The organism is Streptomyces sp. 3211.6 (assembly GCF_003634815.1).
Lineage (GTDB): Bacteria > Actinomycetota > Actinomycetes > Streptomycetales > Streptomycetaceae > Streptomyces > Streptomyces katrae_A.
In genome coordinates this window covers 6,980,199-6,994,799 of the sequence record NZ_RBXC01000001.1, presented here as the reverse complement: position 1 = coordinate 6,994,799, position 14,601 = coordinate 6,980,199, and the positions used below count along the sequence as shown (strand labels likewise).

General features: G+C 70.5%; 12 protein-coding genes and 1 pseudogene. 7 read left to right on the top strand and 6 right to left on the bottom strand.

Annotation, left to right across the window (positions count from 1 at the left end; genetic code table 11):
* Window positions 1-221 precede the first annotated feature (221 nt).
* The 3 genes from BX286_RS37660 to BX286_RS32100 form a co-directional block, all read right to left on the bottom strand.
* On the bottom strand, window positions 222-515 hold the full coding sequence (locus BX286_RS37660) for a hypothetical protein (RefSeq protein ID WP_237292585.1): 294 nt from the start codon (window positions 513-515) through the stop codon (window positions 222-224).
* Window positions 516-956: 441 nt separating this feature from the next.
* Window positions 957-2,462 carry a peptidoglycan DD-metalloendopeptidase family protein gene (locus BX286_RS32105; protein ID WP_121017189.1) on the bottom strand — a complete coding sequence of 502 codons (1,506 nt, stop codon included), beginning with the start codon at window positions 2,460-2,462 and terminating at the stop codon, window positions 957-959.
* A complete protein-coding gene (locus BX286_RS32100) occupies window positions 2,459-3,445 on the bottom strand; it encodes an alpha/beta hydrolase-fold protein (protein WP_107438218.1) in 987 nt (328 codons plus the stop codon). The genes BX286_RS32105 and BX286_RS32100 overlap by 4 nt, the downstream gene beginning before the upstream one ends.
* A 213-nt stretch (window positions 3,446-3,658) precedes the next feature.
* On the opposite strand from BX286_RS32100, the gene BX286_RS32095 reads away from it, so the two are divergent.
* Both BX286_RS32095 and BX286_RS32090 read left to right on the top strand, forming a co-directional pair.
* Window positions 3,659-6,118, top strand: coding sequence for a penicillin acylase family protein (locus BX286_RS32095; protein ID WP_121017187.1), 2,460 nt, complete (start codon window positions 3,659-3,661; stop codon window positions 6,116-6,118).
* An 83-nt stretch (window positions 6,119-6,201) separates the two neighbouring features.
* A complete protein-coding gene (locus BX286_RS32090) occupies window positions 6,202-7,218 on the top strand; it encodes an alpha/beta hydrolase family protein (protein ID WP_237292587.1) in 1,017 nt (338 codons plus the stop codon).
* A gap of 73 nt (window positions 7,219-7,291) precedes the next feature.
* On the opposite strand, the gene BX286_RS32085 is transcribed toward BX286_RS32090, so the two are convergent.
* Window positions 7,292-8,365 (bottom strand): BTAD domain-containing putative transcriptional regulator, encoded by a 1,074-nt coding sequence (locus BX286_RS32085; RefSeq protein ID WP_079423877.1) that lies wholly within the window; start codon window positions 8,363-8,365, stop codon window positions 7,292-7,294.
* Between the two features lie 624 nt (window positions 8,366-8,989).
* On the opposite strand from BX286_RS32085, the gene BX286_RS32080 reads away from it, so the two are divergent.
* Window positions 8,990-10,207, top strand: a complete 1,218-nt coding sequence (locus BX286_RS32080) for a VCBS repeat-containing protein (protein WP_121017185.1) — start codon at window positions 8,990-8,992, stop codon at window positions 10,205-10,207.
* A gap of 348 nt (window positions 10,208-10,555) precedes the next feature.
* Here the strand turns inward: BX286_RS32080 and BX286_RS36825 are convergent, their stop codons facing one another.
* Entirely contained in the window at window positions 10,556-10,888 is a 333-nt protein-coding gene (locus BX286_RS36825) for a transposase (RefSeq protein ID WP_187344238.1), read from the bottom strand.
* A gap of 492 nt (window positions 10,889-11,380) precedes the next feature.
* Here BX286_RS36825 and BX286_RS32070 point away from each other — a divergent pair, with 492 nt between their 5' ends.
* Window positions 11,381-11,995 (top strand): hypothetical protein, encoded by a 615-nt coding sequence (locus BX286_RS32070; RefSeq protein ID WP_100864679.1) that lies wholly within the window; start codon window positions 11,381-11,383, stop codon window positions 11,993-11,995.
* On the opposite strand, the gene BX286_RS32065 is transcribed toward BX286_RS32070, so the two are convergent.
* The gene (locus tag BX286_RS32065) at window positions 11,988-12,914 is read right to left on the bottom strand and encodes a hypothetical protein (RefSeq protein WP_100864680.1); all 927 of its coding nucleotides are present in this window, start codon (window positions 12,912-12,914) and stop codon (window positions 11,988-11,990) included. The two genes, BX286_RS32070 and BX286_RS32065, sit on opposite strands and share 8 nt — an antisense overlap.
* Window positions 12,915-12,987: 73 nt before the next feature.
* Between BX286_RS32065 and BX286_RS32060 the strand changes: the two are divergent.
* The 3 genes and pseudogenes from BX286_RS32060 to BX286_RS32050 all read left to right on the top strand — a co-directional run.
* Window positions 12,988-13,287, top strand: a pseudogene (locus BX286_RS32060) (cytochrome P450); the annotation flags it as partial.
* A gap of 49 nt (window positions 13,288-13,336) precedes the next feature.
* The gene (locus tag BX286_RS32055; protein WP_100864876.1) at window positions 13,337-13,549 is read left to right on the top strand and encodes a DUF5988 family protein; all 213 of its coding nucleotides are present in this window, start codon (window positions 13,337-13,339) and stop codon (window positions 13,547-13,549) included.
* Window positions 13,550-13,995: 446 nt separating this feature from the next.
* Window positions 13,996-14,565 carry a GNAT family N-acetyltransferase gene (locus BX286_RS32050; RefSeq protein WP_100864682.1) on the top strand — a complete coding sequence of 190 codons (570 nt, stop codon included), beginning with the start codon at window positions 13,996-13,998 and terminating at the stop codon, window positions 14,563-14,565.
* Window positions 14,566-14,601: the final 36 nt, after the last annotated feature.

Here is a 14,601-nt window from a genome sequence, read left to right as displayed (position 1 = left end):
CGGAGCAGCAGACGGTGCGGCCGGTACAGGGGCATCGGAGTGGTATCCGTCCCTCCGGCCGTGGCCGCCGGTGGCCTGGCCGGTGGCCTGCCCCGGCCCCGGCAGGGTGGGGAAGGTCACCGTGCCCGGGGGATCACGGCGCCGCCTGCCCTCCCGTTTTCCCCTTTCACTTGGCGAAATCCACACTCCACACGCCGCCCTCCACGCACCGCCCTCCGCGCTCAGAGCGCGGGGCTGCCCGATACGACGGGTGCGACCGCCCGGTCGCCGAAGGCCGTCCACGGCCGCCATCCGCCGCTCGGCCGGTCCTGGACGCGGGTGCGCATCCGGCCTTCGGCGGTGACGGCGAAGACGTGCGTCCGCCCGGTGGAAAGCAACTCGGTGACCGAGACGGTCGTGTCCGTGGTCGCGTCGGTGAACGCGACGCCCGGCTCGCTCCAGTGCAGCAGATCGGCGGACCGCCGGAAGGCCACGACATGGTGGCCGCCCGCGCTGGAGAGCTCCGTGTAGTACATGAGCGTGGGTGGTCCACGGACCGTTCGGGCTCGGCGCGGAGGCGTGGACGAAGGAGGTCTCCCCCGTGCTGTCCGGGGATTCGCCGCGTGGAGCGCTGTCCCCGAAGATGCTGAACAGGTGCCAGTGGCCCTGGGCCTTGATCAGGGTGTGGTCGTTGAGGTAGCGCGGGCCCGCGGGGGTGGACGGGTCGTAGACGTAGGCGAAGGGGCCGGCGCCGGCCCACCGGGCGGGTGGTAGGGCATCGGCGACGTGGGAGGCGCCGGTCGCGGTCCGGCCGGTGTCCAGGAACGGGAGCGCGCCCGCCCCGGCGGCGCCCCGCAGGAGGGTGCGTCTGCTGATCGCGGGCATGAGTCTCTCCAGAGGGGCCGCGTGGTCGGCCGTGCCCGAACGGGGGGGCACGGCCGGCCACGGAGAGCGCGTGTGGGGCGGCCGGAGACCGGTCAGCCCTGGGTGGGGCCGGCGGTGGTGTTGAGCCAGGTCCATTCGGACCAGGTGGAGAAGCCGGTCTGCCATGTGTGGAAGGTGCCGGTGTGGTTGGTGCCGAAGACTTCCATCCGGCCGTCGGCGTTGGTGGCCGCCGTGACCTCGGTGCCGCCGCCGAAGGCGTTCCAGTCGCCGTACGCCCCGTTGACGGCGCGCTGCCAGGTGTGCATGGCCGTACTGCCGTTCATGGCGAAGACCTCGACCCGGCCGTCCGGTGTGCGTTCGCTGCTGAGTTGCGCGTCGGCGGGACCGCCGGTCCCCTCCCAGCCCGACCAACTGACCGTGCTGGTCTGGTACTTGTGGAACACCCCGTTCGGGCCGGAGGCGAACACCTCCAGGCGGCCGTCGGCATTGTGGTCGACGGTGAGGTCGTGGCCGCCGCCTCCGAAGGTCTCCCACGTCGACCAGCCGCCGTTGGGGGCCGTCTGGTAGGCGTGCTGGAAGGTGTCGGCGCCCAGGGCGAACACCTCCAGGCGGCCGTCGGGCGACTTCTCCATCTCCACCCGGCTGTCGGCGGGGCCGCCGCCGGTGGCCTCCCACTCCGACCACCCGCCGTTGGGGGCGAGTTGGTACCGGTGGAAGAGGCCGACCGGACCTGAGGCGTAGACCTCGATGCGGCCGTCGGCGTTGACACCGGCCGCGGTGTCGCGGCCGCCACCGCCGAAGGTCTCCCAGTTCGACCAGCCGCCGGAGGGGGAGAGCTGCCAGCGGTGCTGGAAGGTGCTGCCCGACAGGGCGAACATCTCCAGACGGCCGTCGGCATTGGGCGCGATCGCCAGTTCGGCGTTGCCCGGCCCGCCGAGCGGTTCCCAGGCCGACCAGTTGCCGTTCACTTCCTGCTGCCAGGCGTGGTGCACCCCGTCGGCGCCGGCGGCGAACACCTCCAGCCGTCCGTCCGCCGACCGCGCCGACACCACGCGGCCCGACTCCGCCGGATACACCGGCGGCTTGGGGCGCGGCCCGCTGCCGGGGGTGCAGGGCAGGACGACGCCGCGCTCCGCCAGGTAGACCTCGGGGTCGATGCCGTAGGAGGTGGACCGGTCCCCCCAGATCCGCAGGTGGAGGTGGGAGCCGTCGACGTCGGTGCCCTCCGCGCCCATCAGGGCGATCTGCTGGCCTGCCACGACGTGGTCGCCCACGGAGACGTCGCGGCGGGACATGTGCCCGTACTCGGAGATCCGCCCGTCGGGGTGCAGCACGCGGATCCACTGGCCGTAGTCGCCGGTGTATCCGGAGATGGTCACTTCGCCGTCGCCGACGGCGTAGATCGGTGTCCCGACGTCGTTGGCGATGTCGACGCCGTTGTGGCCGCTGTGGAAGTGCTGGGACACCCAGCCGGTGGTCGGGCAGGCCGCGGTGAGCTCGGCGGGCCGGGCCTCGGCCGAACCCGTGGCGGCCGGCACCGACAGCGCCGCAAGGAGTACGGCAGTCGCCGCGAGGACGCGGCTCAGGGGGCCGTTCACGCCTTGCGCAGCCGGTCGATGATGCCGTTGATGTCGTCCTGCAGCAGATCCCGGCGGACATAGTGACCGCCGCCCACCTCGTGCTGCTCGTAGGGGATGCCCGCGCGGTCGAGGTTCCACTTGAACTCCCGCTGGGTGGCCAGCACCAGGGTTTCATTGGCGTAACCCTGGATGTCCTCGGGGCTGGTACCGGCGACCAGGAAGACCCGCTTGTTCCGGTAGCTCTCGATGCGCTCGCACGGGTTGTCCGCGCTGACCCGGGCCTGGTCCCAGAAGGGCACGCCATAGATGCTGCCGCCGTTCAGTTCCACCGCGGCGGAGGAGGCGTTGGCCCAGTGGGTCACCAGGTCACCGTTGCCCCCGCGCAGGTTGGCCGGGCCGGAGTGGGCGCTGACCGAGGCGAAGTGGCCGTAGTACTTGGCCGCGTACTTCAGGGCGCCGAAGCCGCCCATGGAGAACCCGGAGACGGCGCGGCCGTCGTATTCGGCGTAGGTGCGGAAGTTCGCGTCGATCCACGGGATCAGCTGACCGATGTGGAAGTACTCCCAGTTCCGGGCACCGATGTTGGAGCTCACCGGGTTGGAGTACCAGCCGGCGCGCCCGCCGTCGGGCATCACGACGATGAGGTCCTTCCAGGCGGTCAGACCCCGGATGTCGTGGAACCGGTCGAAGGTGATGAAGTCCTCCAGGCCACCGTGCAGCAGGTAGAGGACGGGGTAGCGGCGCCCGCTGGTGTGGTAGCCGTCGGGGAGCAGCACGTTGACGGCCGGGGTCCAGCCGCCGATGGCGGAAGTCTGGAACCGGTAGTACCACATCCGGGGATCCTGCTCGCCGCGTTCCGTGATGTGCAGGCCGGGAATGTCACCGACGGCGGAAGCGGTCGACGCGGCGGCGAGGACTCCCGCGCCGCCCATGGCCATCGCGGCCGTGAGGGCACCGGCGGTCTTCAGGATGTTCCTGCGGCTGGGGTGCTGCGCGCTCACTGTGTCCTCCTGATCGGGAGCCTGACGATGCGTCCGGAAGGTAGCAACGGTGCCGGGCCGGGAGACCCCGGAAGATTCCGGACTGACAGGGGTGGGCGCGTCGGCTATGGCCTGTCGGGAACTGTCGGAGCCGGCGTCATCGGGATTTCATCGCTCCTCCCTAGCGTGGCCGCGGTCAGACGAAGGCCCGGACCACAGGGGAAGGACGGCTCGATGGCGCGGAGGAGATTCAGAGCGAGGCTGCCGATGGTGGCCACGGCCGCGGTGGCGGCGGTGCTGAGCACGATGGCGGCCACCGGGGCGCCGGCTCCGGGACAGGCGCCCGACAAGCCGACCATCCGTTACACCGAGTACGGAATCCCGCACATCATCGCTTCCGACTGGGCGGGACTGGGCACGGGCTACGGATACGCCGCGGCCAAGGACAACATCTGCACCTTGGCCGACACCTATCTGATGGTCAACGCCCAGCGGTCCCGCTATCTGGGGCCGGACGGCAAGGCGAGCCCCGGCGAGCACCAGAACACCACGACGAACCTCAACAGCGACCTCTACTTCCAGCGGATGAACGACAACCGGGTGGTGGAACGGCTGATCGACCTGCCCGCGCCGGGCGGGCCGGAGCCGGAGGTCAAGGAGGCCATTCGCGGCTACGTCCAGGGGTACAACAGGTACCTGGCCGAGACGGGCGTGGACCACATCACCGACCCGGCCTGCCGCGGCAAGGCGTGGGTGCGGCCGATCACGGAGCTGGACGTCTACCGGCACGCGCACGCCGAGATCATCATGGGCACCGCGGACGTGCTGCTCGACGGCCAGGTGAACGCGGCTCCCCCGGGGGCTTCGGCCGCCGCTCCGGGCGCCGCCCCGCCGGCCTCCTCGGCCGCGGAGACCGCGGCGAAGATCCGCGACGCGATGGCGGTCAGCCGGCAGCAGAGCATGGGCAGCAACGCGCTGGCGGTCGGCTCGCAGGGCGTGTCCGGGGGCACGAGCATGCTGCTCGCGAATCCGCACTTCCCCTGGCAGGGCAAGAACCGGATGTGGCAGAGCCAGCTGACGATCCCGGGCAGGATCAATGTCTCCGGGGCCAGCCTGCTCGGCTTCCCCGCGGTGAACATCGGGCACAACGACGATGTCGCCTGGAGCCACACCGTCGCCACGGTGGCCCCCTTCGGGCTGTTCGACGTACAGGTCGATCCGCTGAACCCGACCAACTACCTGGTCGACGGCGCCTGGGAGGCGATGACCTCACAGCAGGTCGGTGTCGACGTGCTGAACGCGGACGGCTCCATCGGCAGGGTCAACAGGACCTTGTGGGCGACGCGTTACGGCCCGATCACCACACAGGTGCTGACCGTGCCGCTGCCCTGGGTGGTCAGCGCGCACGCGGTGCGCGACGTGAACATGGACAACTTGCGGGCGCTGAACACCTGGTTCCACCTCGACCAGGCCAAGGACGTCGACGAGGTGGTGAACACCCTGGAGACCACGCAGGGCGTCCCCTTCTTCAACACCGTCGCCTCCGACCGCAAGGGCAACGCCCTGTACGCGGACATCCAGGCCACCCCGAACATCACCGACGAGCACGCCCAGTCGTGCCTGACCCTGACCGGGCAGGCTCTGTTCAACCAGGTGCTGCGGCTGCCGAACGTGCCGCCGGTCTCCATCTTCGACGGCAAACGCAGCGCGTGTGACTGGCCCGCCGATCCGAACGCGGTCGCACCGGGGCTGCTGGACCCGCACAAGCAGCCGCGGCTGATCCGCCAGGACTTCGTCGGCAACGCCAACGACAGCGCCTGGCTGGCCAACCCCGAGCAACCGCTGTCCTTCCCCCGGGTGATGGGCGACACGGCGGCGCCCCGGTCGCTGCGCACCCAGGAGTTGATCCTGACCGCGCAGAAGCGGATCAACGGAACCGACGGCCTGCCCGGCCGGGGGTTCACGCCGGAGGACATGCGGCAGCTGCTGTTCGCCGACAACAGCCGGGCCGCCGATCTGGCCCTCGACGCCACGGTGGCGATGTGCCGGGCACAGCCCTTCGGGCTCATCCTGGTGGACGGCCAGCTGGTCAACGTGAGCGAGGCCTGCCCGATCCTGGCCGGGTGGAAGAGCCACGACTTCACGGCGGACAGCCGGGGGTCCTGGCTGTTCGAGAACTACTGGTACGCCCTGCTCGGCGGCCAGTCGGTGGAGAAGCTGCCGTGGCGGATCCCCTTCGACCCCAACGACCCGGTGCACACCCCCAACTCGCTGGACTCCGGGAGCTCCGCCGTCCGCGACGCGTTCGGCCGGACGGTCATCGCCTTCCGCAACGCGGGGATCCCGCTGAACGCGGCGTTGTCGGACGTACAGAAGATCACGCGCAACGGCGAGCAGATCCCGATCCACGGGGCGGTCCACGAGCTGGGCGTGCTGAACGTGGTCACCCCCGGCTCGGTCGACGGCAAGATGGACATCACCTTCGGCTCCAGCTTCGTCCAGCAGGTGCGGTTCACCGCCGACGGTCCGCCGCAGGCCTCTTCCGTACTGGCCTACTCCCAGTCGGCCAACCCGAATTCACCGCACTACGCCGACCAGACCAAGTTGTTCTCGGCCGGCCAGTGGGTGACCGAGCGGTTCACCGAGGAGCAGATCGCGGCCTCGCCGGCATTGGAGGTCAAGGTCCTGGACTGAGACCGAAGGTCCTGAACCGGGACCGGTCTCCCGATCGGTCCCGCACCCGCGCAACGACAAGGCTCACGAGGGAGCACGCTGTGATGAGGACATCGAGTCGGTGGCGCATGGTGGTGGCCCTGATGGCCGCCGTAGTGGGAATGGCGCTGCCCGCCGGTTCGGCCCAGGCCGCCGAAGGCACCGAACCGCCGAGGATGACGGACGGGTTCGGCCTGACCCAGGTCGACACGACGGTGGGCGGTCCCACCAACTTCTACATCACCGTGACCACACCCGAGGTCTCGGGCAAGCACCACATCAAGATCATCCTGCCGAGCGGTTACTACGCCGACCCGGCCAGGCGCTACCCGGTGCTGTACTTCCTGCACGGTTCGCCCGACGACCCGATCCAGCAGAACTACCCGGCGCTGACCACCTCGAACGAAATGATCACCGTCATCCCGGACGGGGGTGCCCGGGGCTGGTACGCCAACTGGCTCAACCAGAGGACCGCGGCCGGTGCCCAGAACTGGGAGAACTTCCACCTCAAGCAGGTGATTCCGTTCATCGACGCGAACCTGCGGACCATCGCCGCCAAGAAGGCCAGGGCCGTCGCCGGTGTCTCCATGGGCGGGTTCGGGGCCCTGCACTACGCCCAGGTCCGCCCCGACCTGTTCGGCCAGACCGCGTCCCTGTCCGGAGACATCGACCTGTCGGTCCGGTCCATGGACCTGCGGATGGCCGTCGTCGCCTCCCTCGTCGGCTACTCCCCCGGCGTGGACAGTGACGCCGCGTTCGGCTCGCCCTACCCGGTGTTCAACGCCGACTGGAGGTTCAACGAGGTGGATCCGGCGGCGCACATGGACAAGCTCGCGGGAGTCGGGGTCTCCATCTACGTGGGCAACGGACGCGGAGACGTCACCGACCTGGAGTTCTGGGTGGAGAGCGCGTCCAAGCACGTCAAGGACAGCATGGACGCCCTGCGCATGCCCTACCACTACGTGGACTACGGCGACGGCGCCGGCTGGGGCACCAACTGCAACGGCGGCCACAACGCCTGGTGCTGGGAAGCGGACCTCCAGGACCTGGTTCCCCGGCTGGAACGGTCCTTCGCCTCCTGACCGCGCGGAGCCGGGCCGCCCCGATCCGGTGGCGGCCCGGTCCGGTGGCGGCCCGGTCACCACGGTGGCGCGGTCACCTCGGCGCCGTGGTGAGGCCGAGGCCCGCTTCGTCCCCGCGCAGGACCAACTGGCGCGTCCGCTGCAGCAGCCGGCCCGGAGGAACGCCGAGTTCGTCGGCCAGGCGACGGCGGACCTGGTCGAACACGGTCAGCGCGTCGGCCCGTCGGCCGCTGCGGTACAGCGCCCGCATCAGCATCGCGGCCACCGGCTCGTGCAGGGGGTGGGCCGCGGACAGGGCGAACAGTTCGGCGACCGCTTCGGAATGCTGCCCCAGCCGCAGCTGCCACTCCAGCTTCCGCTGCGCGATGGTGATCCGGCGCTCGGTGAGCCGCAACCGCTCCAGCTCGGCGAGCGGCCCGGGCAGGCCGGCCAGGGGCTCCCCGCGGAACAGGTCCAGCGCCTGCGAACACAGGCGGACCGCCTCCGCCGGCTCTCCCGCCCGGTCGGCCGTCGCGATGTCGGTGACCAGCTTCTCCATGCGGGATACGTCCACGTCGACCAGGCCGGAGACCAGCCGGTAGCCGCACCGGTCGTGCTCGATCACCGCGTCGGGGCGGCCGTCCCCGGTGCGCAGGGTCTTGCGCAGCCGGTAGATGTACACCGGCACCACGTTCGTGACCGGCGAGTCCATCCCCCATACTCCGTCGAGCAGTTCCTGCTGACCGACCGTGCGGCCCGCGCACAGCGCGAGCGCCGCCAGTACGGCTTGCTGGCGCAGGTGCCCCAGCTTCAGCGGCCGCCCGTCCTGCCATGCCTGCAGCGGTCCGAGCAGGGAGATCTGCATCGTCGGTCCGGCATCGCGGCGGGTGGGGGCCCGCGGCGCCGGGTTCGCCGCCTGCGTACGCGGGCCGCTGCCGGGGACGACCAGGCCGCTGTCGAAGGCGTGGACGATGGCGGCGGCCCGGTCGCGCAGCCCGAGTTTCACGAGGACCCGCGCGAGGTGTCCGGCGACGGCGTCCTCGGAAAGGGCGAGAGCGGCGGCTATCTCGTCGTCCCGCAGGCCGCAGCCGACCGCGTGGAGCACCTTGCGCTCCTGGTGCCCGAGCGCAGTGGCGATCGGTCGGCAGGTGGTGGCTGTCGTCGGCATCGCTGCTCCCCGGGCTCCGGGCTGATCGGTTCGGTCGGTCGGTTCCGCAGGTCTGGCGGAAGCCGTCGACAAAGTAGGGGGGAGAGCGCCGGGCCAGGCATCCGGAACGATCCGGAGTGACAGACGCGGAGCCCCCGACATCCCTGGACACTGCGCCGCCCCCGCGGCGTAGGACCGTTGGCCCATCTGCCCTCCCATCCAAGGGAGTTGCCGATTCCATCGGCATTTCATCGGCGCGCCCTACTGTCGGCCGCCGACGACGGGAGGGGTTCCGGTGACGGCTTTGAGATCACGGTGCGGCAGAGTGCTCCTGCTGCTGATAGCCGGCGCGGCCGCCATCGCCGCGACCGCGCCCACTGCCGCGATGGCGGCCGTCTCGTCCGACCGCGGCGGCCCGATCACCCGTAGCGAGGTGATCTGGCGGGCCCAGTCCTTTCCGCCTGGTCCGGCTGGGAGGGAATGAGCGGCCCGGCGAACTCCGAGATGACCTCGGACCGTTCGGCGGACGGCCGGGTCGAGGTGTTCGCGATCAACGGCAGTACCGGTGGGGCTGGGTGGGCACTTCCGCAGGGCCGGGCATCGCGTGAACTCCGCACATTTCACTTCACGACAGAAGGGCAGACAATGGCGATAACTGATTTGCGCCGCGTGTTCACCAGACTGGCCTTCGTGGCCGGCACCTGGGCGTTGGCCGTCGGGATGACTGCCTCGGTCGCCGTCGCCGCACACGCGCCCGTTCCGGTTCCGGTTCCGGTTCCGGGCAAGGACCACTCCGGGGTCTCCCGGTATTTCAGCGGCCCCCAGGGCTTCGCCATTCCGACCGTGCCGTGTGATCCGGCCGGTCCGTCGGCCGCCGACGGCATCATGGCCGACCAGCTCAACCCGCAGTTGCACGCGAAGATGGCCGGCTACATGGACGCCTACAAGGTGTCCTGCGCGCGGATGGTCACGCAGGCGGTCAAGGACCGGGGCTGCGTCTGGTCGCAGTGGCGGTTCGGAGGCGGACCCCGCAACGCACAACTCTCCGTAGCGGCCAACGCCGACGGACGACTCGAAGTGTTCGCCCTCTCCGACAGCACCTTCGACCACATGTGGCAGACCGCGGTGAACGGCTCCTGGTCCACCTGGGCCAACTTCGGCGGAGGCGGCTACCGACTCGCCACCGGCAACAACGCCGACGGCCGCATCGAAGTCTTCGCCTCCAACACCAACGGAGTCTTCCACCGCTGGCAGACCGCACCCAGCGGCAACTGGGCCAACTGGGAAGGCACCGGCGGCGGCCCCGCGACCTCACGCCTCGCCCTCGAAACCGCACCCGACGGCCGACTCGAAGTCTTCGCCCTCTCCGACACCACCTTCCAGCACCTCTACCAGACCGGGGTCAACGGCGCCTGGTCGGCCTGGGAGAACTTCGGCGGCGGCGGACACGACCTCACGGCCGGCTACAACCAGGACGGCAGGCTGGAGGTGTTCGCCTCCAACTCCACCGGTGTGTTCCACCGTTGGCAGACCGGCCCCACCTCGTGGTCGGAATGGGCGGGCATGGGAGGGATCTCCAACGCCGAGCTGACCCACTCGCGGTCGGCCGACGGCCGCGTCGAGGTGTTCGCGATCAACGCCACCGCCGCGAGCCACGCCTGGCAGACCCGCCCGAACGCGCCGTACTCGGAGTGGGAGACCTTCGGCGGCGGCGGCACCGAGATCGCCGCGGGCAACGACGCCGACGGGCGCATCGAGGTGTTCGCGACCAGCGGCGCCGGTGTCTACCACAAGTGGCAGACCGGCTTCGCCACTTGGTCGGAGTGGGCCTGGCTGAACAATTCCGGGCCGGCGGTCAACTAGCCGCCCCTCCGCGGATCCGATCCGCCGACGGGAGCTGCGGAGGGCGCCCGCCACGGCCTCAAACGTCGGTGCTCGGGGCGTCCTCCGCAGGTCCGCGACGCAGATCAGCCTGGGTGCGCTCCACAGCACCTGGGCCGCGGTCGCATCCCCGAGCCGGTCGCGGACTGTGACTGCCGCGGTCGCTTGTCACTGGGGCTCTGCTCTGACCCGCGCAGGTGTCAACTCGGTTTGCTCTCCGTACATCGGGCGCGCGACTTCCCGGTTCGTCAGGACCAGCAGGGCCCGCACCGGCTCTCTTCAAGCAGCATGGGGACGAGAGCCCGGACTCTGGTGCTCAATTCCGGCTGTTCACACGGTGAGCGTGTGGGCCAGTTGGTCGAGACGGCTGGTGCGGGTGCGGCCGAGGGGTTGATCGCTCCAGTAGGCGTCCAGTCTGATCACATTGAGTGCGGCGGCGGAGAAGGCGTGCTGGAGGCGGACTTTCGGCAGTCTGCGGTAGCAGGCCTGGCGTATCCCCGTGACGTCGAGAGCCTGGTCGATGGCGCCCTCGATTCCGGCGCGCAGGGCGTATCTGGCCTGCCGGGTCACGGTCTCCTGTTCGGCTCGGGCCGCGCTGGCGGCCTCGTGGCTCCTTCCGGCCTTGAACCTCCGGCATGGCCCGGGAATCGCGCCGCCAGGCATGGGCCAGCGCCCTGGTGAGCCGCCGCCGACCGCGCCAGGCGCCACGCAATTAGCCCATGCGGACACGAACGGCCGCCGCACCCGCGGGCGAGCCCGACCCCGCGCGGGAAGAACATCCGCGTCTCGTCGTTCACGCATGGAACAGTCGTGCCCGCCGGGGTGGCCCAGTCCACAGGAGCAAGCGGGGGCGATCGCGGCCAAGCCGATCGTCCTCGTGGACGAGGATGTCTGGACCGGGGCCACCATCGACTACACCTCGGCGCTGCTCGAAGGCGCCGGCATAGAGATAGCGCGTACGGTTTCGCTGATGTCCGCCACAGAACCGGACAAGCCTCGGCGCCTCTTCCATGACCCCGCCTACGACGGACACCTGGTCGGTGTTCCGCCGCCCGGGGCCCTGGCGCGGTGTCACCGCGCGGGTTCCGTGCTTACGGCGAGTCGCTGTGCGACGTTGGGCCGCGGCCCCAATCCGGAGCGGAGGGACGGACACCAATGCCGGACATCAGACGCGGCTGCGCGGCGGTCGCGCTGCTGACAGCCCTGATCACGACGGCGACAGCGTGCGGGGGATCCGAGCCCGAGCCCGTCCCGACGCGCGACACTGCTCCCACCGACACGAACACCGACGTTCCGACGACGCCTACCGTGCCGAGGGGCGAGGACCTGGGAAAGGTCTTCCCCGGCACCGACGGAGACTCCAACGACAACTCGACGCTCGCCGTGCCGACGACGCAGCTCGACGAGCCCGCCGGAGGCACCATGGAACTGTCCAACGACCAGCAGGTGCCCCTGACCGTCCAGCCGCTGAGGGCCACGACCGACAGCGGGGAGCTCTCGATCGTCAAGGACGGCTGCACGGGCGTCACGCTCCAACCGCAGGAGACCTGCCGCGTCCAGGTCAGCCACACCACCCAGGAGGCCGGAACGTGGACGGGGAAGGTCACCGCTCCGACCGCCGAGGGGCCGACGTTCTCGGTGACCCTGACCGGAGAGGCTGTCGCTGCCTCGACAGCACCGGCCTCCGAATCCCCGACGCCGGCGCCGGCTGAGACCTCGGAAACCCCTGAGGAGACCGAGACCTCGACACCTGAGCCCGAGCTCAGCTGACCGAGCCCTTCATCACCACCCGTACGGTGCCGTCGTCGTCCGGGAGCACGACCGTCACGCTGTCCTTGTACCGGGCGAAGTGAGGGACCAGGTAGAAGCGGGTCGGGGTCTTCAACAGGACGCGGAAGTTCCGGTACTGATAACGGTAGGGCCCGGCGCCGGCCCCCAGGTCCTCGAAGCCGATGTCAGTGGCGTGGTGAACCAGCCGCAGGCGCGAAAGGACCTCCACCGCCGGGAACCGCCTCATACCGCTGTTCGCGTCCGTCTCCGCTTGTGCCTCGCCCGCCATCGCCGCGTACCGGGACATGCCGATGAACAGGCTCAAGGTCAGCATCCCCAAGAGCAACGCCCCGGACAGGAGCCACAGCCGGTCGGCATCACGAACCCGACGGTTCCGCCGCCAGGGATCGTGCTGCCCGAGGCGCACCTGAACGGCGAAGAAGGCCAGGCTGGCGCCCAGGGCCACCACGAGGGTGGGTAGCAGCCCGCGCGGCCAGCCCGCGGGGAGGAAGGTGAACAGGTCGGCCCGGAAGAACACGGGGTAGCCCCCGACCACCCCCAGGAGCAGGCCCACCGCCAGCAGCGCGCGATACGCCGTGCGGCGCCGTCCTTCGTTCTCCGGGCGGGCCAGGGCGTGCCCGAGCCAGCCGAGGGCGAGCAGCACGACGAAGCCGCAGACGAGCAGGACCCAGACCGGGAAGAAGACGGCCTGGGGGCTGCGCGCGAGGACGGCCTGGATGGAGAGGGGCAGGTCGCTGGGCGGGACGCCGAACGCCCGGTAGTAGGCCTCGTTGTACTGGTTGCCGAAGTAGTAGAGCAGCCCGAGGACGACTGTCCCGGGCGCCGCGACCAACGCCGCCACGTCGAGGAAGGACCTCTGAGGAGGGGCCGTCGGCGGCCGCCGCGCCTTCACGGGCATGCGGCCAGTCTGTCCGCCCCACCCGGGAGCCGCACGTCATGGCCGCCCGTCCGGCTGACCGACACCGAGACCCGTCGAAGAGCCCACCGGACTCGCCGGCTACCCCCTGCGCCCCGGGCAGCGCGTCGCCTTCAGCCCCTTCGTCCTCCAGCGCGGCCCCCGCCACTACCACCAGCCGGACACGTTCCGCCCCGACCGCTGGACCGGCCGCTCCCCCGCCGGTCCGCTGCCCAAGTACGCGTTCATGCCCTTCGGCGGTGGACCGCGCACCTGCCACCCCACCCCGCCGGGATACCGGCCCCGGCCGGCCCGCGCGGACCGTCCCCGGACACCCCGGAAAGCCCGGTGGCCCTTCAGCGACACCAGGGCCTGACGGCCGCACCGCCGCGGAAACCGGAGCCCGGATGGCTACGCTCTGCATCATGAACGACTCCGACACCGCGAAGGCCGTCCTTGAGGGCGGCCCCGCGGACCTCACAGAACGCGTCGTCGCCCAGCCCGAAGCGGGAGCGGACGTGAAGCTGCTCTTCCGGGGCGGATACGAGCACTTCAGGCGCACCGAGCGCGCGCAGGACACGGCGCAGGGGCGGCTGCCGGTGTACGAGTGGTGGGAGCGCACCGAGCTGCCGGGCTGACCTCCCAGCCGCCGGGTGCCCGGGAGGTGCGCCGGGAGGTGCCGGGCACACTCCCTTCGACAGTCCGGCCGAGGCGAAAAAGTGCCTCAGCCAGTGGGGGGTGATCTTCCTGTTGACCGCGCGCTTCCAGGGACGGCCTCCGCCCGAGATGCTGAGCTTCGGCGCGCTTGCCGGAGCGCAGGAACGACAGTTCCGCCCACAGCGCCCGCAGGCTCCTGCCCTGCCCCCATGCCGCTCCGGCCCTGACGGCATGCGCTCAGGGACCGACGAGGCGATGCCGGCCGAAACGAGTGGGCCCCCATCGCCGGGTACCACTGTGAGATCGGCTCCGAGTTCGGCCGCCAGCTGTTCCAGCGCTGCGGCCAGGCTGCCCGCAGCAGCCAGATCACCGTAGGGCGCGACATAACCGGTCGACACCCTGATCGTGATGGCGTTAGCTGGGCGGCATGCCGGAACTGCGTACCGATCGTCTTCTGCTCCGCCGGTGGCGGGAGTCTGACCTCGAACCGTGGGCGGCGATGAACGCCGATCCCGAAGTTCGGGAACACCTGGGGGAACTGCTGACGCGGGAGCAAAGCGATGCCACGGTGGCACTCATGCAGGCCGAGTTCGACGAGCGAGGTTTTGGGTGGTGGGCGCTCGAAGCACGGGAGACCGGTGAGTTCATCGGCCGCGCCGGCTTGGACGAGGTGGGCAAGGACATGCCGTTCGCGGGGGTGGACGTCGGGTGGCGGTTGATACGTTCGGCGTGGGGTCACGGTTACGCCACCGAGGCCGCCCTGGCCTGCCTGGCCTTTGGCTTCGAGGCCCTCGGGCTGCCGGAGATCGTTGCGTCGACGACCGTCAACAACCTTCGTTCCCAGGCGGTGATGCGCCGGATCGGCATGACCCGGGACCCGGCCGATGACTTCGAGGATCCGAGCGTGCCCGAGGGGCCGCTTCGCCAGTGTGTGCTGTACCGGACCCCCGCAGAGATGCGCACGGGCTACACCACGCGGCGGGACACGACCAACTGATGCAGAGCGATTAAGGGCGGAACCGGCGAAGTGACC